Origin of the sequence: Deinococcus soli (ex Cha et al. 2016), from assembly GCF_001007995.1 — a bacterium.
Classification (GTDB): domain Bacteria; phylum Deinococcota; class Deinococci; order Deinococcales; family Deinococcaceae; genus Deinococcus; species Deinococcus soli.
The window spans coordinates 931,572-953,922 of sequence record NZ_CP011389.1; the positions used below are offsets into that span (position 1 = coordinate 931,572).

Annotated in this window: 25 protein-coding genes and 1 tRNA gene; 15 read left to right on the plus strand and 11 right to left on the minus strand. The window is 69.5% G+C overall.

Annotated features, from left to right (window positions below; genetic code table 11):
• Positions 1-73 precede the first annotated feature (73 nt).
• Positions 74-499, minus strand: a complete 426-nt coding sequence (gene rplS, locus SY84_RS04600) for a 50S ribosomal protein L19 (RefSeq protein WP_046843026.1) — start codon at positions 497-499, stop codon at positions 74-76.
• Between the two features lie 188 nt (positions 500-687).
• Between rplS and SY84_RS04605 the strand changes: the two genes are divergently transcribed.
• The gene (locus tag SY84_RS04605; protein WP_046843027.1) at positions 688-1,470 is read left to right on the plus strand and encodes a hypothetical protein; all 783 of its coding nucleotides are present in this window, start codon (positions 688-690) and stop codon (positions 1,468-1,470) included.
• A 155-nt stretch (positions 1,471-1,625) separates the two neighbouring features.
• Here the strand turns inward: SY84_RS04605 and SY84_RS04610 are convergent, their stop codons facing one another.
• Positions 1,626-2,153 carry a GNAT family N-acetyltransferase gene (locus SY84_RS04610; RefSeq protein ID WP_046843028.1) on the minus strand — a complete coding sequence of 176 codons (528 nt, stop codon included), beginning with the start codon at positions 2,151-2,153 and terminating at the stop codon, positions 1,626-1,628.
• Positions 2,154-2,343: 190 nt separating this feature from the next.
• Here SY84_RS04610 and lipB point away from each other — a divergent pair, with 190 nt between their 5' ends.
• From lipB to SY84_RS04630, 4 genes are read left to right on the plus strand one after another with little or no spacing between them, the layout of a single operon-like run.
• Positions 2,344-3,063 carry a lipoyl(octanoyl) transferase LipB gene (lipB, locus tag SY84_RS04615; protein WP_046843029.1) on the plus strand — a complete coding sequence of 240 codons (720 nt, stop codon included), beginning with the start codon at positions 2,344-2,346 and terminating at the stop codon, positions 3,061-3,063.
• 4 nt (positions 3,064-3,067) lie between these two features.
• Positions 3,068-4,057 (plus strand): lipoyl synthase, encoded by a 990-nt coding sequence (lipA, locus tag SY84_RS04620; protein WP_046843030.1) that lies wholly within the window; start codon positions 3,068-3,070, stop codon positions 4,055-4,057.
• Positions 4,058-4,112: 55 nt separating this feature from the next.
• The gene (locus tag SY84_RS04625; RefSeq protein WP_157882891.1) at positions 4,113-4,808 is read left to right on the plus strand and encodes a hypothetical protein; all 696 of its coding nucleotides are present in this window, start codon (positions 4,113-4,115) and stop codon (positions 4,806-4,808) included.
• 47 nt (positions 4,809-4,855) lie between these two features.
• Positions 4,856-5,713, plus strand: coding sequence for a CBS domain-containing protein (locus SY84_RS04630; RefSeq protein WP_046843032.1), 858 nt, complete (start codon positions 4,856-4,858; stop codon positions 5,711-5,713).
• 54 nt (positions 5,714-5,767) lie between these two features.
• Here SY84_RS04630 and SY84_RS04635 read toward each other — a convergent pair.
• Together SY84_RS04635 and dgt are read right to left on the minus strand one after the other, a co-directional pair.
• Positions 5,768-5,844, minus strand: a tRNA-Ile gene (locus SY84_RS04635).
• Positions 5,845-5,938: 94 nt separating this feature from the next.
• The gene (gene dgt / locus SY84_RS04640) at positions 5,939-7,069 is read right to left on the minus strand and encodes a dGTP triphosphohydrolase (RefSeq protein ID WP_046843033.1); all 1,131 of its coding nucleotides are present in this window, start codon (positions 7,067-7,069) and stop codon (positions 5,939-5,941) included.
• Between the two features lie 58 nt (positions 7,070-7,127).
• Here dgt and SY84_RS04645 point away from each other — a divergent pair, with 58 nt between their 5' ends.
• Positions 7,128-7,655 carry an NUDIX domain-containing protein gene (locus tag SY84_RS04645; protein ID WP_046843034.1) on the plus strand — a complete coding sequence of 176 codons (528 nt, stop codon included), beginning with the start codon at positions 7,128-7,130 and terminating at the stop codon, positions 7,653-7,655.
• Positions 7,652-8,548: a riboflavin biosynthesis protein RibF gene (gene ribF / locus SY84_RS04650; RefSeq protein ID WP_046843035.1), complete on the plus strand. Its 897-nt coding sequence runs from the start codon at positions 7,652-7,654 to the stop codon at positions 8,546-8,548. The genes SY84_RS04645 and ribF overlap by 4 nt, the downstream gene beginning before the upstream one ends.
• 216 nt (positions 8,549-8,764) lie before the next feature.
• Here the strand turns inward: ribF and SY84_RS04655 are convergent, their stop codons facing one another.
• A complete protein-coding gene (locus tag SY84_RS04655; RefSeq protein WP_046843036.1) occupies positions 8,765-9,322 on the minus strand; it encodes a DUF6174 domain-containing protein in 558 nt (185 codons plus the stop codon).
• A gap of 230 nt (positions 9,323-9,552) precedes the next feature.
• On the opposite strand from SY84_RS04655, the gene SY84_RS04660 reads away from it, so the two are divergent.
• From SY84_RS04660 to SY84_RS04690, 7 genes are all read left to right on the plus strand, one after another.
• Positions 9,553-10,443, plus strand: coding sequence for a 1,4-dihydroxy-6-naphthoate synthase (locus tag SY84_RS04660; RefSeq protein ID WP_046843037.1), 891 nt, complete (start codon positions 9,553-9,555; stop codon positions 10,441-10,443).
• A gap of 208 nt (positions 10,444-10,651) precedes the next feature.
• The gene (locus tag SY84_RS04665) at positions 10,652-11,530 is read left to right on the plus strand and encodes an alpha/beta fold hydrolase (protein WP_046843038.1); all 879 of its coding nucleotides are present in this window, start codon (positions 10,652-10,654) and stop codon (positions 11,528-11,530) included.
• A gap of 144 nt (positions 11,531-11,674) precedes the next feature.
• Positions 11,675-12,613, plus strand: coding sequence for an ABC transporter ATP-binding protein (locus SY84_RS04670; protein ID WP_046843039.1), 939 nt, complete (start codon positions 11,675-11,677; stop codon positions 12,611-12,613).
• Between the two features lie 28 nt (positions 12,614-12,641).
• Positions 12,642-13,433 carry an ABC transporter permease gene (locus SY84_RS04675; protein WP_046843040.1) on the plus strand — a complete coding sequence of 264 codons (792 nt, stop codon included), beginning with the start codon at positions 12,642-12,644 and terminating at the stop codon, positions 13,431-13,433.
• Between the two features lie 141 nt (positions 13,434-13,574).
• Complete coding sequence (locus SY84_RS04680; RefSeq protein WP_046843041.1) at positions 13,575-14,129, plus strand: hypothetical protein; 555 nt, start codon at positions 13,575-13,577, stop codon at positions 14,127-14,129.
• A 215-nt stretch (positions 14,130-14,344) separates the two neighbouring features.
• A complete protein-coding gene (locus tag SY84_RS04685) occupies positions 14,345-14,755 on the plus strand; it encodes a globin (protein WP_046843042.1) in 411 nt (136 codons plus the stop codon).
• Positions 14,756-14,855: 100 nt separating this feature from the next.
• Positions 14,856-15,947 carry a bifunctional 3-deoxy-7-phosphoheptulonate synthase/chorismate mutase gene (locus tag SY84_RS04690; RefSeq protein ID WP_046843043.1) on the plus strand — a complete coding sequence of 364 codons (1,092 nt, stop codon included), beginning with the start codon at positions 14,856-14,858 and terminating at the stop codon, positions 15,945-15,947.
• Positions 15,948-15,994: 47 nt separating this feature from the next.
• On the opposite strand, the gene SY84_RS15775 is transcribed toward SY84_RS04690, so the two are convergent.
• The 6 genes from SY84_RS15775 to SY84_RS04720 form a co-directional block, all read right to left on the minus strand.
• Positions 15,995-16,633 carry an HAD family hydrolase gene (locus SY84_RS15775; RefSeq protein ID WP_052751040.1) on the minus strand — a complete coding sequence of 213 codons (639 nt, stop codon included), beginning with the start codon at positions 16,631-16,633 and terminating at the stop codon, positions 15,995-15,997.
• A 23-nt stretch (positions 16,634-16,656) separates the two neighbouring features.
• Positions 16,657-17,730 (minus strand): DNA polymerase IV, encoded by a 1,074-nt coding sequence (dinB, locus tag SY84_RS04700; protein ID WP_229755707.1) that lies wholly within the window; start codon positions 17,728-17,730, stop codon positions 16,657-16,659.
• 36 nt (positions 17,731-17,766) lie between these two features.
• Positions 17,767-18,003, minus strand: coding sequence for a hypothetical protein (locus tag SY84_RS04705; protein ID WP_046843044.1), 237 nt, complete (start codon positions 18,001-18,003; stop codon positions 17,767-17,769).
• Positions 18,004-18,085: 82 nt separating this feature from the next.
• Positions 18,086-18,472 carry a hypothetical protein gene (locus tag SY84_RS04710; RefSeq protein ID WP_046843045.1) on the minus strand — a complete coding sequence of 129 codons (387 nt, stop codon included), beginning with the start codon at positions 18,470-18,472 and terminating at the stop codon, positions 18,086-18,088.
• Positions 18,473-18,561: 89 nt separating this feature from the next.
• Positions 18,562-19,770, minus strand: coding sequence for a 23S rRNA (cytosine(2499)-C(5))-methyltransferase (locus SY84_RS04715; RefSeq protein WP_046843046.1), 1,209 nt, complete (start codon positions 19,768-19,770; stop codon positions 18,562-18,564).
• Between the two features lie 218 nt (positions 19,771-19,988).
• Positions 19,989-21,239 (minus strand): cation:proton antiporter, encoded by a 1,251-nt coding sequence (locus SY84_RS04720; RefSeq protein ID WP_081424661.1) that lies wholly within the window; start codon positions 21,237-21,239, stop codon positions 19,989-19,991.
• A gap of 236 nt (positions 21,240-21,475) precedes the next feature.
• Here SY84_RS04720 and SY84_RS04725 point away from each other — a divergent pair, with 236 nt between their 5' ends.
• A complete protein-coding gene (locus tag SY84_RS04725; protein WP_046843047.1) occupies positions 21,476-22,342 on the plus strand; it encodes an Ig-like domain-containing protein in 867 nt (288 codons plus the stop codon).
• The last annotated feature ends 9 nt before the right edge of the window (positions 22,343-22,351 follow it).

A 22,351-nucleotide genomic window follows, 5' to 3' on the forward strand; every position in this document is an offset into this window, starting at 1 on the left:
AGGGCGAGGGCTCATCCCGGCGCAACAGGAAGCGCGCCGCCCCGGGACTGGGGGCGGCGCGCTCGGGCGGGGGTTACTCCTCGCTCTTGCTGCTGGCAGCGGCCTTGGCGGCGGCGTCCTTCATCACGCGGCTGCGGTCGCTCTTGATGCGGGCAGCCTTGCCGCGCAGTTCGCGCAGGTAGTACAGCTTGGCGCGGCGGACCTTGCCGCGCTCCAGCACGGCGATCTTGGCGACCAGGGGGCTGTTGAAGGGAAACACGCGCTCCACGCCTTCACCGAAAGAAATCTTGCGGACGGTGAAGCTCTTGCGGCTGCCGGTGCCGTTGATGGCGATCACGACGCCCTCGAAGGCCTGGTTGCGGGTGCGGTTGCCTTCGACGACCTTCGTTTCCACGCGGACGGTGTCGCCGGGGCGGAACTCGGGCAGGTCGGCCTTGAGGTGGGGCTGCTCGACGGCGCGCAGGATGGCGCCACGGTTCACTTTGATTGCGTGCTGCATGGTTTGCTCCTTCGGGCAGCGGACCGTCCCACCGTCCCACTGTCTGCGGGCAGAGACGTTCGTGCTCCTGATGAACTGGTCGACTGGGCAGACGACCAAACTTTAGAAGTATACGGGCCGCCCCCGCCGGGGGCAAGTGCGGCGCCGGTCACGTTCGGTACCCCGCGGCACGCGGCAGTCTGGTCGGCATGACGGCAATCGAAGATGCCTCCCAGCAGGTCGCGCAGGTGCGCGAAGCGTCCCTGAAGCAGCGCCGCCGCGTGGCGGAGGTCCGCGCCCGTGAGCACGTCGGGGCGGCCGGGTGGGCGCAGACCAGCGCGCTGGACGCGATCATCCGTGCGGGCCGGGAAGGTCTGGCCGCCACGGACGCGCTGCGTGAGGTGGTGCAGGTCACAACCCAGCAGCTGCGCGCCCTGCCCTTCGGCGCGGGTGGCGAGGCCCGCTCGGCGCAGGAGGAGGCGCTGCGGCACATCCTGGAAAGCGGCGAGGCGCAGATCACGGCGGCCCGCGCGCTGGACGAACTGGTCTGCACGGCGCTGGACGAGGTGGCCCGCACGCCGGTCAGCGAGGTGAATGTCCGCCGTCTGGAAGGCATTCACGCGCGCGTGCGCGAGCAGGTGCAGGCGCTGGGCACCCTGATGCAGGCCGCGCAGGTGCAGGCCGACACGCTGGAACAGGTGGCGCAGCTTGAGCGCGTGAGCGCCGAGTACCATGACCGGGTCGCCACCCTGGGGCGCCTGAGTGCCGAGCAGGAGGCGCAGGTGCTGGGCGACGCGGGCGAGCAGCTCGTGGGTCGACTGGCGGAACTGGACGAGGCCGCGCCGCAGCAGGTGGACGCCCTGACCCGCATCGGTGAGGCGGTCGCGGAGAAACTCACCGAGACGGGCGCAGCCCCCTCGCAGCAGGCGCAGGCGCTGGAGGACCTCGCGCACCTCATGGAGGAGAAGGCCGGGGAGCTCCGCAACGGCTGACGGGGCGCGTGATCCGGGGAGGGCCGAGCCGCCCTCCCCGGTCTGCTGTCGGTGTTCTCAACAGAATGCAGCGGTATTGAGGAAGCCCTTCAATACCGCTGCATCGAGCAGAGCGAGCACCTGAGAGGGACTGCGGGCGGAACTGGACACCGCTGTCAGGTGGGCGTGGGCACCCAGAAGCGCAGGATGGGTTTGGGGTGGTCCGGCACCACGAACTGGCCTTCCAGCACGCCGCCGTTCTTCTCGATGGTGCGGCGCGAGCCGGTGTTGTCCGCGTCGCAGGTCACGAGGGCCGACTCGATGCCCAGTTCCCGGGCGCGGCGCAGCGATCCGGCGAGGATGCGGGTGGCGTGCCCCTGGCGGCGGGCGCCGGGGCGGACCTCGTAGCCGATGTGACCGCCGAATTCGCGCAGGCGGGCGTTCAGGGTGTGGCGGATGCTGGCGCGGCCCAGGTACGTGCTCCCGTCCACGAGCCACAGGGGCTCGGAGTGCACGAAGCCCTCGGGGAGGGCGTGGCCGGGTTCGAAGCGGCGCAGGTGGGCCAGGAAGGCCGGGAAGTCGCGTTCCATGTCGGTCACGTCGAAGCTGAGGGTGTCGCCCAGGCCGCTGCCGGTGGCCTGCGCCTCGCGCACGGCGTCCAGGAAGCTCGCCTTGAACTGTTCATCGGGGGGCACCAGGTCCATACCTCACCCTAGGGCGCGGCCCGGGGTCTGCCCTGAGCCAGATGGCGCAGCGCCCACCCATGGCGTCCGGGCCGTACGGACGGGCTCGACCAGCGCGGGGCGCAGGATTCACCACGCAGCGTGGTCAATACCGGGCAGACTCCCGCCCAGGGCACGTTAAAAGGCCCCGGCGCGGACGTACAATCGCCGCATGACCGCCTCCCCCTTCGCCGTCCGGGATCTCGGCGTGACGCCGTACCGGGACGCCTGGGACCTCCAGAAAACCCTGCACGCGCAGGTGGCCGCCGGGGACGCCCCGCCCACCCTCCTGCTCGTGGAACACCCGCCCGTCCTCACGCTGGGCCGCAAGGCGCGCGAGGGCACCAACATCATCGTCACCCGCGACTACCTGAAGGCGCAGGGCATCGAGGTGCTGGAGGTCGAACGCGGCGGGGACGTCACGTACCACGGCCCCGGCCAGCTCGTTGCGTACGCCATCTTCCCCGTCGGCCGCCGGGTCGCGGACTTCCTGCGCCTGCTCGAACAGGCGACCATCACGGCCCTGCACGACCTGGGCCTGGAGGACGCCCGGCCCAACCCCGGCTACGCCGGCGTGTACGTCACCGAGCGGGACGTGAACGGCCTGACGTACGATCAGAAGATCGCGTCGTTCGGCGTCGCGGTGCAGCGGCACGTGGCCCTGCACGGCCTCGCCCTGAACGTGACCGCGAACCTGCAGCACTTCGACCTGATCGTCCCGTGCGGCCTGACGCAGACGCACATGACCAGCGTGCAGCGTGAGTACGACCTGCGCGGCCTGAACAGAGCGGCCAGCATGCAGACAGCCAAAGACGCCCTGACGCGCGCCTTCCACACCACCTTTGCCCAGTACGACTGGACGCTGCCCACCCCCGCGGCAGCCGGGAGCTGAACCCATGACCCAAGAGAACGCCAAGGAACCCAAGTTCATCAAGAACGGCATCTACCGCAAGGACAGCGTCCCGGTCCGCGACAAGAAACCCGAGTGGCTGAAAGTCACCATCCCGACGGGTCAGGTCTTCACGGAAGTCCGCAAGATCGTCAAGGAACACCGCCTGCACACCGTGTGCGAGGAAGCCATGTGCCCCAACATCGGCGAATGCTGGAGCCGCGGCACCGCCACCTTCATGCTCATGGGCCACATCTGCACCCGCGCCTGCCGCTTCTGCGCCGTGGACACCGGCAACCCCATGGGCAAACTCGACCTCGACGAACCCCGGGGCGTCGCCGAGAGCGTCCAGCTCATGGGCCTCAAGTACGTCGTGCTGACCAGCGTGGACCGCGACGACCTGCCGGACGGCGGCGCGTACCACTTCGCCAAGACCGTCCAGGCCATCAAACGCCTCAACCCCGAAACGCGCGTCGAGGCCCTCACGCCCGACTTCGGCGGCAACACCCACTGCGTGGACCTCGTGCTGGACAGCGGCGTGGACACCTACGCCCAGAACCTCGAAACGGTCCGCCGCCTCACCCACCCCGTCCGCGACATCCGCGCCGACTACGACCAGACCCTCAAGGTCCTCGCGCACGCCAAGCAGGCCCGCCCCGACGTCATCACCAAGACCAGCATCATGCTCGGCCTGGGCGAAACCCGCGAGGAACTCCGCGAAACCATGCGCGACTGCCGCGAAGCCGGCGTGGACGTCCTCACCTTCGGGCAGTACCTGCGCCCCACCATGCACCACCTGCCCGTCGAACGCTACGTCTCCCCCGCCGAATTCGACGAGATCCGCGAGGAAGCCATGAGCCTCGGCTTCCTGGAAGTCGTCAGCGGTCCCCTCGTCCGCAGCAGCTACAAGGCCGAGCAGATCGTCATGGACCGCCCCGGCAACCTCCCCGAGCACCTCGCGCACCTCGGCGAGGGCAGCGAACTCAGCCTGATCTGACCCTCAGAACACACATAGGGACCGGGCGTTCAATCCCGGTCCCTATGCTGTATGCATGCCCTCCACAAGCATGAGCGTGAGCCGCCTGGAACTGCTGAAGTTCATGAACTCCGGCGATCTGGACGCCAACGGGCACCACACCGGCATGACGGGGTTGATCGGCGAGCCGCTGGCGGTCGGGCTGATCCTTCACCACCTGCGCCAGACCAACCCGGGCGCGGCCCTGATCAGCACGAAAGTCACGACCGGGGCGAAGAAAGGCCCCAGACTCGACGCCTGGATTGACGACGGTCAGGGAAAGCTATACCAGACCGAGATCAAGATGTGGGGTGGTAACGCCATCGGCGGCGTCTATCTCGCGCCGGACACGTCTCACGAGCAGCTCCGCGAGATCGGCCAGCGACAGTGGCACCGGTGGATCTGGGATCAGGAGAACACGAGGTTTCAGGAAGCACTCGTGCAGAAGGTCCTGACACCCATGCTTCCACCATCTGAACTCGACAAAGCTTCCTATACCGTCGAACCTCTTCTGTGCCTGTGGTGGCTCGTTCACCCCGACGACACGGACACCAGCTGGACCACCGTGCCGCTAACACCCACCCCTGAGTTTCCCTTCCCGCAGGTTCACGTCTTCTCGCTGACCCGGTATCTGATGGACCTGGAAGAAGACGTGCTGCACCTCGAACTGCCCCTTCTTGAACAGCGTTTTGCGTGGCTGGACCGCATCTTCCCCGACCCTCCCGCCCTGTAATGCCTCCGTAACAGGCGGCGCCGACCCTGTGGGCAGGAGGTTTCACCATGACCACTGCCCTGCTCGTGAAGGACGCCATGCACGCCCGCGCGGTCACGCTTTCGCCCCACAGCTCCCTGACGGACGCCGTGGTCACCATGCAGGAACTGCGCGTCAAGCGCCTGCCGGTGGTGCAGGACAGCCGCGTGGTGGGGATCGTCACGGACGGCGAGGTGCGCCGCGCGCTGCCCACCCTGAGCGAGGGCCTGACGCCGTGGGCCTTCACGGACCGCGTGGGGCGCGTGCGGGCGCGGGACATCATGCGCCACCCGGTCCTGACGGTCACGCCCGACGCGGCCCTGACGGCGGCGCTGCGGCTGATGCTGGACCGGCGCGTGGGCGGCCTGCCCGTCGTGGATGACGACGGGGAACTGCGCGGCATGCTGACCCTGACGGACGTCCTGCGGGCCGAGGGCCGCGCCGCGCGGCTCCACTGGGGCGCAGTGGACCAGCACATGACCAAGGGCGTCGTGACCGTCACGCCCGGCACGCCCGCCAGCGAGGCCGCCGCTACGCTGAAGGTCACGCGCCTGCACGTCCTGCCCGTCGTGCAGGGCACCCAGCTGCGCGGCGTGCTGCACGAGAAGGACCTCACGGCTGCCGTGGACCGCGCCGGGGCCACGCACGGGCCCACCGTCCTGGCCGATCAGTTCTTCCTGAGTGGTCTCACGGCCGCCGACCTGATGCGCCCCCCCACCGGGTACGTCACCGAGAGCGTTCCCATGCGCGACGCACTGACCCGCATGCTGGACCTGGACGTGCACGGCCTGCCGGTCATCACCCAGGACGGGGACCTGCTGGGCGTCGTGACGATCAGTGACGTGATCCGCACCGTGCTGGGCGAACACGCGGACGCGCACGCCTGACCTGCCCGACCCCCACAACGAAAGAACCCCGTCACTGACGGGGTTTCTCTTCTTTGGTGCGGATGCCCAGACTTGAACTGGGGACCTCACGCTTATCAGGCGTGCGCTCTAACCAGCTGAGCTACACCCGCGCACCTGTTGTTGTCTGCGCTGTCCTCTCGGGCAGGCGGGCATAAATGTATCAGGGGGTCTTCACCCTGTCAACACCTGTTGCCGCCGGGTGCCTCAGCGGGGCCAGAGGGTGGCGGGGCCGCCGGGGGTGATGGTGGCGTGCGTGTCCAGTGCGTAGCGGTCGGTCATGCCGCTGAGGTAGTCGCAGGCGGCGCGCGGCTGGCCTTCGCTGGCGGCCAGGGCGCGGTAGGTGGGCGGGAGCATGCTGGGGCGGTTCATCAGGGCGTGGTACAGGCTCTGGAGGACCTGGGTGGCCTGTTCGACCTGCATCTCGACCCGCCAGTGACGGTAGAGGTGCTCGCGCAGGAACGTGCCGGTGTCGCGCAGCAGGGCGCGCATGTCGGGGCTGTACGTGATGAGGCGGGTGGGCTGCGCGCGGACCTCGGCGGGGGTGGTGACGCCGCTCGCCAAGACGGCGGCGTGGCTGGCGTGCGTGAGGTCCTTGATCAGCCAGCCGAGGAGCTGGCGGTGCAGGGTGCGGCGGCCCTGTTCGCTCAGGTCGTGGCCGTGCACGCCGGCGCGGCGGGTAAGTTCGGCCCACAGGGGTAGGTCGGCCAGCTGCGCGGGGGTAATCAGGCCGCTGCGCAGGCCGTCGTCGAGGTCGTGCGCGGTGTACGCCAGGGCGTCGGCGGCGTCCACGAGCTGTGCTTCCAGGCTGGGTTGGCCCAGGCCCGCGCGGTGGTGTTTGTTCAGGCCGTCCAGGGTGTCGTGGGTGAGGTTCAGGCCCGGGTACTCGCTCTTGGGGTGTTCGAGCAGCGTGACGATGCGCCGCGCCTGGAGGTTGTGGTTGAAGCCGCCCTCGTCTGAAAGAAGCTGGTTCAGGACGCGTTCCCCGGCGTGCCCGAACGGGGGGTGTCCGAGGTCATGGGCCAGGGCGATGGTCTCGGAGAGCGTCTCGTTCAGGCCGAGGCTCAGGGCGACGCTGCGGGCGACCTGCTGGACCTCCAGGGTGTGGGTCAGGCGGGTGCGGTAGTGGTCCCCGGCGGCCGAGAGGAACACCTGCGTCTTGGCTTCCAGGCGGCGGAAGGCGGTGGTGTGCAGCACCCGGTCGCGGTCCTTCTGGAAGGCGGTGCGGGTCTCGCTTTCGTCTTCTGCGTGTTCGCGTCCGCCGTGGTCGCGGCTGAGGGTGGCGTAGGGGGCCAGCGTGGCGGCCTCGCGCGCTTCCAGGTCCGGGCGGGTGAACATGGGCGCAGTCTATGACCGCGTGGGGATGTGGGGGCGGGTGCATTACAGTTGCCGGAAGATGACCGGCGAGACGACGGGTGAGACGAGGGTGGTGTATGACGGGCGGATCGTGCGCCTGGAACTCCTGGACGGCAAGTGGGAGGTGGTGCGGCACGCGGACGCGGTGGCGATCCTGGCCCTGAACGACGCTGGGGAGATGCTGCTGGTCCGCCAGGAGCGCCGCGCGGTGGGGGCGTTCACGGTGGAGGCGCCGGCCGGGCTGATCGATCCGGGCGAGACGCCCGAGCAGGCGGCGCGGCGCGAGTTGCAGGAGGAGGCGGGCCTGGACGGCGACGTGACGCTGTTCACGCGCTTCTACGCCAGCCCTGGGTTCTGCGACGAGTTCCTGTACGTGTTCGAGGCGACGAACCTCCGGGAGAGCAAACTGCCGCACGACGAGGACGAGGAGGGGATTGAGGTGCTGTGGCTGCCGCCCGCTCGGGTCCTGGCGGGGCTGCGGGACGGGACGCTGATAGGGAGTGCGTCCACGGTCGCGGCGGCCCTGCACGCGGCGCAGCTGCTGGTGCTGCGCGGGGCGGGAGCGTGAAGACGTACGTGTCGCCCGGCCAGCGCCCGGACACCGCCACGGTGGTCGCAGTGGGGTCGTTCGACGGGGTGCACCTGGGGCATCAGGCGCTGATCGCGCAGTTGAAGGCCAAGGCGCGCGAGCACCGGGTGCCCAGCGTGGTGTACACCTTCGATCCGCCCACGCGGGTGCTGACGCAGGGCGTGGAGTTCCTGTCCACGCTGCCGGAGAAGCTGGACCTGCTGGCCCGCTACGGCGTGGACGAGACCATCGCGGCGTCGTTCACGCCGGAGTTCGCGTCCCGACCGAAGGAGGCGTTCCTGGATGACCTGCGCCTGCTGCGCCCGCGCGCGATTGTCGTCGGCGAGGACTTCCACTTCGGGCAGGGGCGCGCCGGAAGTGCCGCGGACCTGCGCGAGGTCGCGTCGGAGGTGGTCGTGGTGCCCATCCACGGCCTGAGCGGCGAGGACATCAAGAGCACCCGCGTGCGCGAGTACCTCAAGAGCGGCGACGTGGACGGCGCGCGCCGCCTGCTGGGCCGCCACTACGACGCGCAGGGCGTGGTCGTGCAGGGCGACCGCTTGGGCCGCACGATCGGCTGGCCCACCGCGAACATCCGCGTGCCGGACGGTAAGGCCCTGCCGCTGGGCGTGTTCGCGGTCGTGGCGGTCGGGGATCACGGGCGCTGGCACGGCATGGCGAACGTGGGCTTCCGCCCGACCGTGAACGGCACGGACCGCCGCTTCGAGGTGCACCTGTTCGACTTCAGCGGCGACCTGTACGGGCAGGAGTTGCAGGTCAAGTTCTTCACGCACCTGCGCGGCGAGCAGAAATTCAGCGGCCTGGACGAACTGAAGGCTCAGATTTCCCGTGACGCGCAGGCGGCCCGCGACGCCCTGAAAGACGTCCGGTAAACGTGGGGCGGCCCAGGCTCCCCTCAAGGGGAGCTGTCGGCGCAGCCGACTGAGGGGTTCAGCCGACTGAGGGGGCTCTCACAGCGGTTTCCAGTTCCATTGAAGGGCCAACGGCACGCCCTTCAACTCCACTTCCAACCGCTGGTGTTGACGGCTTCTCGCGCTGCTCGGTTCAGAGGCGTTGAGTGGTTTGCTCAACGCCTCTGAACACCGCGGTCAGTTCACCGTGAAGTTGCTGATGGTCCACTCGCCGAAGCCGTCCATGATGCCCTCGTCGCCGAGGCCGGACGCGAAGCGGGTGGGGTAGCCGTAGGCGGGGTCGAAGCTCTGCCGGACGATGGGGCAGGGGGCTTTCGCCTGGGCTTTCAGGGTGGCGGCCATCTCGTTGAAGCGGGCGTCCATGGTGCGCGCGGACAGGGCGGGGTTCACGGTGCCTTCCTGTCCGGGGGCCAGGGTGGTGCGGGTCACGCGGCCGCCGCTTACCGTGACGCGGGTGCCAGGGAACAGGACGGGCGCGGCGATCTGGTTCACGTCGTAGGTGTAGCTGGCGGGCCGCTGGCGGGCCCACAGAGCGCGGGCCTGGGTCAGCTGGGCGGTCAGGGCCCGGAAGTCCGGGCGGACGTACCCAGGTCGGCAGCCGAAGGGGGCGGTGGTCTGGGGGGCCGTGTTCAGCGGCGCGGTGCCGCCCCCGGCCAGCGCGGCGCTGCCCAGGGCGGCGGCCAGCAGGCCCGTGACGAGAGGACGCAGGGGAAGACGGACGCGGGTGGGGGTCATGTGGGCAGCGTACGGGCCGAACCTGACGGCCGGCTGAGAAGGGCTCCGGTTGAACGGTTCGGTCAACCGTTCAATCCGAGCGGAGGCGAGTTGGAGCAGGGCAGGTTCCGGACGCGGAATAGACAGTCCGGTGTCCTTCCGTGCTGTACATGAAGCAGACGGAACCTGCCAGAGAGGCGGGGTGGTGGGGGTTGCGGTGCAGGCGGCGGGCGGGGCGTACCCTGGGCGGCATGAGCCTGGACGCCCTCTCCCCTGTTTCGTCCCCCGAGTCCTCCGCCGAGCTGCCTGCGGTGCTGGACCTGGGGTACTCGTTCTGCCCGAACGACACGTTCATCTTTCACGCGCTGCACGCGGGGCTGGTGCGGGGGCCGCTGCCGGTGCGCGAGGTGCTGGAGGACGTGCAGACCCTGAACGAGTGGGCGCTGTCCGGGCGGTTGCCGATGACGAAGATCAGTTACCGCGCGTACTTCGAGGTGATGGACCGGTACGTGGCGCTGCGCGCGGGCGGGGCGCTGGGGCGCGGGGTGGGGCCGCTGATCGTGACGCGCGGGGACGTGCAGAACCTGAACGGGCGGACGGTGGCGTCGCCGGGCGCGCTGACCACGGCGGAGTTGCTGCTGCGGTTGGTATTCCCGGGGGTGAACGTGGTCCGGATGCGGTACGACGAGGTGATGCCCGCCGTGCAACGCGGCGAGTTCGGGGGGCAGCCCATCGACGCGGGCCTGATCATTCACGAGTCGCGCTTCACCTTCCACGAGTACGGCCTGACCCGCCTGCTGGACCTGGGCGCGTGGTGGGAACAGGAGACGGGGCTGCCCCTCCCACTGGGCGCGATCCTGGTGCGCCGCGACCTGCCGCACGACGTGCAGCGCGGCCTGAACGCGGCGGTGCGGGCCAGCCTGGAGTACGCGTACGCGCACCCGGACGCGGCCCGCGCGTACATCCGCGAGCACGCGCTGGAGATGTCGGACGAGGTGATGCAGGCGCACATCGACCTGTACGTGAACCCCTTCAGCCTGGACGTGGGCGAGGAGGGCGAGCGGGCCGTGCGGGAACTGCACCGCCGCGCGGTGGAGGTCGGGGCGACCCGCCCCAGCGGGTGGCCGCTGTTCGTGGAGTGACGGGGGGCGCGGGCTCATGAGGGGCTTCCTGATCTGACTTTGGGACGAACCTGAAGGGAGCTTCACAAGGTGGGACTTCCCCCGTTTGGGGGCGGTCAGGGTCTGGGATGGTGGGCTCGTTCAACCGAAGCCGGCCGGTTCCTGACAGGCGCGACACTGGCGCCGCCGGGGCACTTTCTCCTGCCGCGCATTCCCACGAGGTTCCCCCATGAAACGTACCCTGACCACCCTGACGGCCCTTCTTGCCACCGCTGCTCTTGCCGGGGGTGCCCAGGGGCCGACTGTGCCCGACCGGGGCACCGTGACCGTGAACGGCTCGACCGTGTTCTACAAGGCGACCGGCAGTGGCCAGCCGCTGCTGCTGATCCACGGGTACCCGCTGAGCGGCGAGCTGTTCAAGAACAACCGCGCGCTGCTCGCCCGGAACTTCCGCGTGATCACCGTGGATCTGCCCGGCTTCGGCCTGAGCCGCGCGCCGAATGCGGACGCCAGCATCGAGAACTACGCCAGCACGGTGCTGGGGGTCATGGACGCCCTGAACCTGAATCAGGTCGTGGCGGGCGGCATGAGCATGGGCGGCATGACGCTGTTCCAGATGTACAAGATGGCCCCCGAGCGCTTCAGGGGCCTGATCTTCATCGACACGACCGCCGATCCCAGTGGCGTGGCCGAGAAGGCCAACTGGCTGGGCACCGGGCAGCAGGCGCAGGAGAGGGGCGTGGCGAGCCTCGTGGACATCCTGATGCCGCGCATGCTGACCGGCCAGAGCCGCATGACGATGCCCAATCAGGTCATGCACCTGGGCGGCCTCGTGAAGCAGGCCAGCCTGAACGGCGCGGTGGGCGGCGCGACCGCCCTGGCCAACCGCCCGGACGCGAACCCCATCCTGCCGACCATCCGGGTGCCCACCCTGTACCTGTTCGGCGCGGAGGACAACCTGACGCCGCCCGAGGTCGCCATGAAGATGCAGATGAACACCCCGGGCAGCCGACTGGTGCTGATTCCCGGCGCAGGGCACGCCGCGACCTTCGAGAAGGCCAGCGCGGCGGCGCGTGCCATGAACGACTTCGCCCTCGGGCTGCGCTGACTGGCGAACAGGGCAGGTCAGTGAAGGGATTCTGAATCTCCTCACGGACCCGTACCTTCACTGAGAGGGCCTGAACGGCGTTCATCCCGCGCGCAGGTGAGGAATGTAAGGACTTCCTGACGGTGCGTGGGGTACGCTGTGCAGGTGACGAAGCAAGGTGCGCCAGCCGTCCCGGCCATCGAGGTCCGGGGGCTGTACAAGACATACGGTTCGAGCGCCGTCCTGGAGGACGTGCACCTGACCGTCAAACCCGGAGAGGTATACGCCCTGACCGGCCCCAACGGCGCCGGGAAGACCACCCTGATCCGCACCATGACGGGCCTCGCTTTCCCCTCGGACGGCGAGGTCCGGCTGCTGGGGCGTGACGTGCACACCGACGGCCAGCGGGCCCGCGCGTACCTGGGCGCCGTCGTGGAAGCCCCCGCCAAGTTCTACCCGCAGTTCACGGGCACCCAGAACCTCCAGATTCACGCGAACCTGTCCGCGATGGCCCCGGGCGGCCGCCGGATCAACCGCGACCGCATCCGCGAGGTGCTGGCCCTGCTGGAACTGACGCGCATGGCCGACCGCCGCGTCGGCGAGTACTCGCTGGGACAGCGGCAGCGGCTGGGCGTGGCGAGCGCCATGCTGGCCGAACCGAAGGTCCTGATCCTGGACGAACCCACCAGCGGCCTCGACCCGCTGGGCATCGGGCTGATCCACCGGATCGTCACGAGTCTCGCCACGAGCGGCTGCGCGGTCGTCCTGAGCACGCACCACCTGCGCGAGATCGCCACGTACGCGCACACGGTCGGCATCCTGACCGGCGGGCGACTGGTGGACACCGTGGACCTGCGCGCCCGGCAGGCCGCGTACCGCTTCCGGGTGGACGACCCGGTCGGCGCGGCCGCCGTGCTCGAACGCCTGCCGTTCGTGCGGCGCGTGAGCACCCGCACGCCGTACGCCATCGCGCACCTGGGCGGCGAGTCCCGCGTGCCGGACGCCCTGTCGCACCTGCACAACGAGGGCATCCGCGTGTTCGAGGCCAGCCCTGACCACTTCGACCTGTACGAGTACTACCGCGAACGCGTGGAGCAAGCATGACCACCATTCACCGCACCGGGGGACGCGCATGCTGACCCTGCTCAGCCTGGAATTCCGCAAACTGTTCGGCGCGCGCAGCGTCCGGCTGGCACTGCTGGTCACGCTGCTGCTGCCGCTGCTGTGGGCATTCGCGCCGCGCCTGGACCAGCTGTTCGCGCCCGGTCAGGCCGTCGCACTGGTCAGCGGGTGGCAGCTGCCGTTCATCAGCATCTTCACCAGCATCCAGTTCCTGCTGCCGCTGTTCATCGCCGTGATGGCCGCCGAGATGATCGGCGCGGAGGTCGCGCACGGCACGCTGGCGCCGCTGCTGCTGCGCCCCGTGGACCGCACCCGCGTGATCCTCAGCAAGCTGATCGTGGCGATCACGTACCCGTTCGTCCTGCTGCTCGTGACGCTGCTCGGGTCGCTCATCGCGGGCCTGCCCCTGGGGTACGGCAACTTCCAGGGCGGCACCGGGCTGGGCGCCGGCGGCCTCGTGGGCGTCGGCACGCTCACCAGCGAGGCGGCCCTCGGGGAGGTGCTGCGCGGCACGCTGCTGGCCGGGGTGTCCCTGATGCCCATCGCGGCGCTGGCGCTGCTGTTCGGCATCCTGTACCTGAACACCGCCGCCGCCGCGCTGGCGACCTTCGCGACGCTGATCGTCATGCGGCTGTTCGTGGTGCTGCCCCAGGCGATCCAGCCGGTGCTGCTCACGAACTACTTCCAGCTGTTCCTGCCCAGCAATCAGGACACGCTGGGCAAGGACGTTATCCTGCTGCTGATCTACACGGTGGGGTTCGGCCTGCTGAGCATCTTCGCGTTCGACCGCCGCGACGTGTAACAGGCGCGCGCCCGGGATAGGGAGGGGGGCACGGGTCACGCCGGGGCCCCCTTTCCCCTTGTGTCATTTCTGTACGCCCGTGCGGGCGGGCTGCGCTACAGTGCCCCGCGCCCGCCCGAGCGGGCCACGGAGGTTTCCTGTATGCGTCATCCTGCTCTGCTCCTGACCCTGGCCCTGTCGTTCATGTCCGCCGCGCACGCCGCGCCCGCGCAGCCCAAAGCGCAGCAGCTCGCGGTGTTCAAGGTCGCGGCCCTGGCCAGCGCGACCATCACGCCCGCCACGCTGCTCGCCTCAGGCGCCCGCGCCGAGACGGTCACCATTCCCGCCGACTACCTGTACAAACGCGACCTGCGCGTGCGCGCCTACGACCTGGACGCATTCCTGAAGGCCCGCATCCCGGACATCGAGAACCTGGCCGCGCAGGGCGCGCAGGTGATGTTCTGGTGCCGTGACGGGTACGCGCCCATGGCGAAACTCTCGGACCTGCTGGGCCGCGGCGGGCTGATCGCCGTGGCGGACGCCGACGCGCCGGACGGCGTGCAGTGGCCGAACGCGCCGTACAAGACGTCCGTCCTGACCGCGCCGGAGATCGGCAACTACGTCGTGTGGCGCGCCGCGCAGTTCCCCGCCAAGCCGCAGCCGTGGGGTCTGGAGACCATCTACGTCCTGCCCGCGGGCACGGCACTGAAAAAGTAACGCCGGAGCAGTCACCTGCTGCCCTGTCCGCCGCCCGGCCGTTCCCTGCCGGGCGGCAGACATTCGTTCGGGCGCGCACAGCGGTTTCCAGTTCCGCCCTGGGGCCAAGGGCATCCAACCGCTGATGGCGGCGGGTCCTCGCGCTGCTCGTTTCAGGTGTGCTGAGGGAATCCCTCGGCACACCTGAACACCGCTGTATGGGCTAGCCTGCGGACATGACGGCGCCCATCTCCCTGAACGCGGGCGGCAGCCTGTACGACCGGATCGGTCCGGACGCCCTGTCGGCCCTCGTCACGCGGTTCTACTCGTACGTGGCGCAGGAGCCGCAGCTCATCCCGATCTTCCCCGACGACCTGACGGTCACCGCCGAGAAACAGCTGGCGTTCCTGACCGGCTTTCTGGGCGGTCCGCCCCTGTACCACGAACGCTACGGGCATCCGCGCCTGCGCGCGCGCCACCTGCCGTTCGAGATCACCCCGGCGCGCGCGCGGGCGTGGCTGGCGTGCATGAACGCGGCCCTGCGGGACACGCCGCAGATCGGGTCGGACGACGCGCGGGAACTGTACGCGGCCCTGTCGCGCGTGGCGGTGCACATGGTGAACGCGGAGGACCACCCTGCCTCCTGACCCGGAGGGAATCTGAGAGCTGACTTCGGGTTGGACAACTCCTGGCAATTGACTAGCAGGGTGGGGGCGGGGGGGGCGGGGCTTTCCTACACTGCGCAGCATGACCCACCAGCGCAGCATTGAGGACCTCCGCGCCGAGGTCGACCAGATCAACCGTGACCTGCTCACCCTGCTCTCCAAGCGCGGCGAGGTCGTCGCGCAGATCGGGCATGCCAAGACCCAGGAAGGCCGCCCGAACCACTACGACCCGGCCCGCGAGGACAAGCAGCTCAAGGAGATCGAGTCCCTGAATCAGGGTCCCTTCACCAGCGCCGCCGTGAAGGCCATCTTCAAGGAGATCTTCAAGGCCAGCCTGGACCTCGAGGAAAGCAACGACAAGAAGCAGCTGCTGGTCTCCCGCAAGGTCAAGAGCGAGGACACCGTGCTGGACATCGACGGCGTGCGCATCGGTGGGGACGCGCCCCCCACCATCGTCGCCGGACCCTGCTCCATCGAGAGCGAGGAGCAGATGGAGCAGACGGCTGCGTTCCTCGCGGCGCGCGGCGTGAAGATCCTGCGTGGCGGCGCGTACAAGCCCCGCACCAGCCCCTACGGCTTCCAGGGCATGGGCGTGGATGGCCTGATCCTGGGCAGCCGCGTCGCCAAGGAGCATGGCATGCTGTTCGTGACCGAAGTCATGGACACCCGCGACGTGGAGATCGTCGCGGAGCACGCCGACATCCTTCAGGTCGGGGCGCGCAACATGCACAACTTCGCGCTGCTGCGCGAGGTGGGCCGCTCGCGCCGCCCGGTGCTGCTCAAGCGCGGCCTGAGCGCCACCATTGAGGAGTGGCTGTACGCCGCCGAGTACATCCTCTCCGAGGGCAACAACGAGGTCATCCTGTGCGAGCGCGGCATCCGCACGTACGAGAAGTGGACCCGCAACACCCTGGACCTGTCGGCCGTGGCCCTCGCCAAGCAGGAGACGCACCTGCCGGTCATCGTGGACGTCACGCACGCCGCTGGCCGCCGCGACCTGCTGATCCCCCTGGCCAAGGCCGCGCTGGCGGTCGGCGCGGACGGCATTCACGTGGAGGTGCACCCCAGCCCCGCCACCGCCCTGAGCGACAACGAGCAGCAGCTGGACTTTGCCGGATACGACAAGTTCAGCGACGCCCTGAGCAGCCTGCTGCGCCAGCCCGCGACCGTCTGACCCCCATAAGTTGAAGCGGCGCCCCCGATCTACGCAGGGGCGCCGCTTCAGCCTGTCGGCACGAGGCTCAGCACGCCCGGCAGCTCCTTCAGGTGTGCGATGACCGGCACCCCCGGTTCCGGTGCAGCCTGACTGCCGCGGTTCACCCACACCGCCCGCAGTCCGGCCCGACGGGCACCCTGCACGTCCTTCTCCCTGGAGTCCCCTACCATCACCGCCTCGGCCGGGGTGACGGCCAGCGCGGCGCAGGCGGCGTGGTAGGCGCGCGGGTCGGGCTTCGCGGCCGGGACCTCCTCGACGCACAGGACGGCGTCCACCAGGGCGTCCAGGCCGAAGTGCGCGAGTTTCAGGGCCTGGACCTCGCGCACGTAGTTCGTCAGGACCGCCAGCCGCAACCCGGCAGCGCGCAGTTCGTGCAGCACCTCGGCCGCGCCGGGTAGGGGCGCCCAGGCGGCGCGGTACGCCTCGCGGTACGTGACGGTGGCCGCCTCGCCGTCTGGATCGGGCACGCCCAGCTCGGTCAGGAGGCGAGTGAAGCGCAGCACCCGCGCGCCGTGCGCGGTCAGCTCACCCCGGAACAGCAGCGGGTCGATGGCACGGATGTGCGCCGCGTGCCGCGCGAACAGCTCGGCGGGCGGGACACTCAGGCCAGACTGCGCCGCCAGGGCGCGCAGGGGCAGGGTCACCGCCCGACTCTACCCCCTCTGCCCTACCCGCCCAGCAGCAGCGGTTGCGTGGGCACCTGCCCGGCCGGGACCAGTGCGGCTGCCGTGATGCCCGCCAGCCGCACGCCCCGGCCCGCGAGCAGCTCCGGCGTCAGGAGGCGCGCGGCGGCGCGGGCCAGTTCCGGCGCCGTGTGTACTGGCAGCGGAAGGGTGACCCGGCGCGTGATGACGCTGCGGTCGTCGAACTTCAGTTTCAGCACCACCGTCCGCGCGGCCAGCCCGGCCCGCTCCAGGCGCCGTTCCACCCCCTGCGCCAGCACGGGCAGCCGGGCCGCCACCGCGTCCACGCCGCGCAGGTCGTGCCCGTACGTCTCCTCGGTGCCCACGCTGCGGTGCGGGCGGTCCGGCTCGACCGGGCGGTCGTCCAGGCCCCGCGCGATCCGCGAGAAGTGCGCGCCGTGCACCCCGAACCGCGCCGTCAGGGCGGCCGGGTCGGCGGCGCGCAGGTCCGCGCCCGTGTGGATGCCCATCCCGGCCAGTTTCGCGGCGGTCGCCGGGCCGATCCCGTGAAAATCCCCGACCGGCAGCGCGGCCAGCAGCTCGTCCACCTGCACGGGCAGGATCACGGTCAGCCCGTCGGGCTTATGCAGACCGCTCGCGAGTTTCGCCAGGAACTTGTTCACGCTCACGCCCGCCGTCGCCGTCAGGCCCGTGGTCTCCCGAATCTGGCGTTTGATGGCCTGCGCGATGCGCGTCGCACTCGGCCCGCCCGTCAGGGGCGCCGTGACGTCCAGGTACGCCTCGTCCAGCGACAGCGGCTCCACCAGCGGCGTGAACGTGTGGAACACCGCGCGGATCTGCGCACTCACCTCCCGGTACGCTTCGAACCTCGGCTCCACCACCACCAAGTCCGGGCAGCGTTCCAGCGCGCGGTATAGCGGCATCGCCGACCGCACCCCGAAGGGCCGCGCCTCGTAACTCGCGGTCAGGACCACCGACCGCCGCCCGCCCCACGCGACCGCCACGGGCCGCCCCCGCAGCCGCGCGTCATCCCGCTGCTCCACCGACGCGTAGAACGCGTCCATGTCCACGTGAATGATCTTGCGGGGCGCAGGCACCCGCCCATGCTAGGGTCTGTCGATCAGAGAAATGGGCTACTGCTCGGGCAACCAGTTCAGGCTGATGGGCATATACGCCCGCGCGCGATCAACGATGTTCTCAGCAGTCATCTCCCGATCCGGCCAGAAGATGTAGTCGCTGAGCTGAGGATCCAGAAGCTGCTCCTGAAGGGTATCCAGAATCTGCCCCCGCTCGTCTTCATCGTGAACATCAGCCTGAAGCAGCTGCCGCACCAGAGCAATGAGCTGATCCCGGTTCAGAGAGTCGTCCATACCTTCAGTGTGCCCTTCTCCAGGCGACCGATGGGCTGGCGCAGGCACGCGCCCCTGCCAGAGCGTCCTGTCGAGGGCAGGGTCAGGGTCGGGGCTGGAAGTCCGAGATCTCCCAGGAGGTCAGGTGCCGCGTGCCGTCCACCGGCGACCAGAACCACACCCGGATCGGGTACCCGTAACGCCAGTCGAACACGGCCGCCACCTCGAAGCAGAAGCCGGGAACAGTGCGGGCCATGTCGAGCATTTCCTCTACCTCGCCGAAGAGCCCTTCAATGGGCCCTGGGCTGCCCCGCACCGGCGGCCCGGTCAGCACCGTCGTCTCGCTGTCCGTGTCCTGAACCCGGTACAGGGTCAAGGTGTAGCCCGCCGGGGCCGCCCTCTGCCAGCGCAGTTGCGCAGCCTCCAGCGCGTGCCCGGTCCGGGTCAGGCGCGCGTCCTGGCCTGGCGGGCAGCCCTGCGCGCCACCCATGCCAAGCAGGAGGCACAGCGCCGCGCCCGTCCAACCTCCAGCCCACCGACGCCCTGGCCGCATGCGGCATTCCACCATACCGGTCCGGGTCAGTCGAACTGGATGAAGATGGCTTTGAGGTACTGCGCTTCGGGGAAGGTCGCGTGGTGGTCGGGGGCGTGCTGACTGGTGTGCAGTTCGCGCCACGTGCGGCCCGAGCGTGTGGCGGCGTCGTGGACGGCGTCCCAGAATTCCTCGGCGCTGACGTGCGCGGAGCATGAAGCGCTCAGGAGGATGCCGCCGGGCGCAAGGCGGCGGATGCCGTCGGCGGCGAGTTTCCCGTACGCGCGGATCGCGCCGGCCCGTTCCGTCTCGCGGCGGGCCAGGGAGGGCGGGTCGAGGATCACGAGGTCGAAGTCACGGTCGGTGGCGGCGAGCCACTCGAACACGTCGGCCTGGACGGTCTCGTGCGGGGCACTCAGTTTCGGGTTCAGGGCGTAGTTGCGTTCGGCGCTGTCCAGCGCGTGGGCGCTGATGTCGAGGCTCACGACGTGCACCGCCCCGCCCCGCGCGGCGTACAGGCTGAAGCCCCCGCTGAACGAGAAGGCGTTCAGGACCCGGCGGCCCCGGGCGTACTTCTCGACGCGGCGGCGGTTGTCACGCTGGTCGAGGAAGAACCCGGTCTTCTGGCCGCGCAGGACCTCCGCCTCGAACGCCAGTCCGGTCTCGTGGAAGACGACGGTGCCGCTGCCGACGCTGCCCGCGAGGAGCTGACCGTCGAACAGGCCGTCCTCGCGCGCGCGGGTCTGGATGTTGCGGCTCAGGCGCAGCACCAACGCGAAGTCCGGGAAACGCTCGGCGAGGAGGCCCAGGATGCGCTCCAGGTGCGGGAACCACGCGGCGGTGTACAGCTTCACGACCAGCGTGCTCGCGTAGCGGTCCACGACCAGCCCGGGGAAGCCGTCGGACTCGCCGTTCACCACGCGGTACCCGTCGGTATCCGGGCCGAACAGCGGCGCGCGGCGCAGCAGCGCCTCGTCCAGCCGCGCCGCCCACCACGCGTCGTCCAGCGTGGCCGGGGTGCCCTGATGCAGCACCCGCACCCGCAGCGGACTGTCCGGGTCGAACAGACCGATCGCCAGGAAGCGGTCGCGGCGGTCGTAGATCACGGCCAGTTCGCCCGCGTCGCCGTCGCGGTTCTGGGCGCGCAGGCTGGACTCGTACACCCAGGGGTGCCCGGCGCGCACGTGCGCCTCGGCAGCGGGGGACACCCGCAACCTCAGGCGGGAACGGGTGGGGGCGGCGGGAACGTCCGGCATCCCTCCAGGGTACCGCACGGGCGGGAAAAGGCGGGAGGGGGCACGCCCCACTGGACGGCCCCCTCCTCCACTCCGCGCGACTCATACGGATTCCGTCTGCTTCGTTGACAGATCGGAACACCACCGATCTGCTAACTCCCCGCCCGGAACCCGCTCCACTCCTCCTCGCATCCGCTCGGATTGAACGGTTTTAGCAAACCATTCAATCGGAGTCCGTATCAGGCGGCGGGTGCGTCCCGTTCCGGGCGGGGGGCCAGGGCGCGCAGCACCAGCGGCGCCAGCACGGTCGTCAGGAGGACCATGAGGAGCACCTCGGCGTACACCTGCTTGCCGATCACGCCCGCCGCGAGACCCAGGCTGGCGACGATCAATCCGACCTCGCCGCGCGGGACCATGCCCACGCCGACCAGCAGCGACTGCCGCCCGCCCATGCTGCGCGCGCCGATCAGGCCGCCCGCGACCTTGCCGATCACGGCCAGTACGGTCAGGATCAGGCCCGCGACGATCACGACCGGGTCACCCAGCACGCCCAGGTCCAGCTGCAAACCCACGACCACGAAGAACACGGGGGCGAGGAAGGACTCCAGCGCGTGCACCTTCGACTCGAATTCCACCTCGTCCTTCACCTCGGCCAGGACCATGCCCGCCAGGAACGCCCCGATGATCGGCGCGAGGCCCGCCACGGTGCTCAGCGCGGCCACGCCCAGGCCCACCACGATCGCCACGTTGAACATGCGTGACAGGCTCAGGTTCCGCAGCCTCGGCTGGAAGCGGCGGATGAGCGGGATGCCCAGCGCGAGCACCAGCGCCACGAACCCCACGCTGAGGCCCAGGATCAAGCCCACCTGCCCGGCACTCATACTCTCCCCGGCACCCAGGCCACTCACGACCGCCAGCAGCGTCAGGCCCAGGATGTCGTCGATGACGGCCGCGCCCAGGATCACCTGCGCGAACCGGGCGTCCAGTACGCCCATCTCCTGCAACACCTTCGCGGTGATGCCCACCGACGTCGCCACCAGGGCCGTCCCCACGAACAGCGCACTGACGTTCTCCTGCCCCTGCCACAGCCCGAACCCGAAGCCCAGCGCCAGCGGGAACGCGATGCCCAGCACCGCCACGAGCAGCGCCTCCTTCCCCACCGACAGCAGGTCCCGGAAGCGGGTCTCCAGGCCCACCATGAACAGCAGGAACACCGCGCCCAGCTCCGCGAGGCTGAGCAGGAACTCGTCCGGACGCACCAGACTCAGCACGCTCGGCCCGATCAGAATCCCGGCCAGCACCTGCCCCACCACCGCCGGAACCCCCAGCTTCGAGGCCACCGTCCCGAACACCGCCGCAGCGAGTACCACCCAGAACAGCCCGAACAGCAGGTCCGCCGTTCCCGCCGAACTCGCCGCCAGCGCGCCGCCCGACAGCAACACGCCCAGCGGCAGCGCCGCACGCCAACCCAATCCCTTGAACACCACCATCACCTCCACACCTGAATGAGCGAAAAGCAAAAGGCATGGAGTCAGGCCAACTTGACCTGACTCCACCCCGGCGGCCTATGGGAACCGCACCCCGCCGCACCGAAGCGACGAACTTGAATCTCATTTTAAAGGTTGAAGAGGCCATGCGCCTGAACCTTTAACGCCCGATGAACCCCTGGAGGGGGATGCCAATCATGCGCCACATGAGAGGAATGCGCCACTCTAAAGTGCTTGACGTGAAACGTTCCGCTCTTCTGCTCGCTCTTCCTGCACTCCTGATCACTGCCTGCACGCCCGGTAGCGGAGGCACGGCCACGCCTGACACTACCGGCCCCCAGATCAGCCTGACCCAGAGCGCGCCTCTGGAAGACGCCACCGTCACCCTGACCGCCACCGCCACCGACGACAGCGGAATCAGCAAAGTCGAGTTCTACCGGAACGGTACCCTGCTCGGCACCGACTCCACCGCCCCTTACACGTATCCGGTCGATCTAGTAAATGACACCCGAACCGGGTACACCGCCAAGGCATACGACACCAAGGGCAACGCCACCGTTACCGCCGCGTTCAATGTCACAACCAAGTACCAGGGCAGCTGGTACTGGCTCGCCGTCGACAGCGCAGGCAATAACGTCGCAGACGGGGTCTCGGTCTTCATCACCGAGGTTCCCGTCAGTGGTCAGCAGGTGGCCGCCGGCGTGTACACCGACACGGCACAGACCCGGGTCGGCCTCAGCCTGCTGGGACCGATTGCCAGCACGACCAGTCTCGACGCCGCGTTCACCGTCGACACCACACAACCTGCCCTCTATCTCGTTGCTCAGGACAACGACGGCGCCTTCGGCACGTACAACGGCAGCGCCACCTTCGGCGGTCTGGGTGTCGTCATTGACCCGACCACCGGCGCTGAGCGGGACATCGCGCTGGGCATGGTCCAAATCGACACCACGGTGGATGCGGCAGCCAGAGCGCAGACCACCCTGCGTGCCATGCTGAAACGCAGCCTGAGTGCCCAGCGCCTGAACCGCTCTGCCCGCGTGGCCCTCCCCGCCACCCTGAACGTCAAGCTGCCCGACCTCAGCCGCTTCAAGCTGCCCCAGTAACCTTCACAG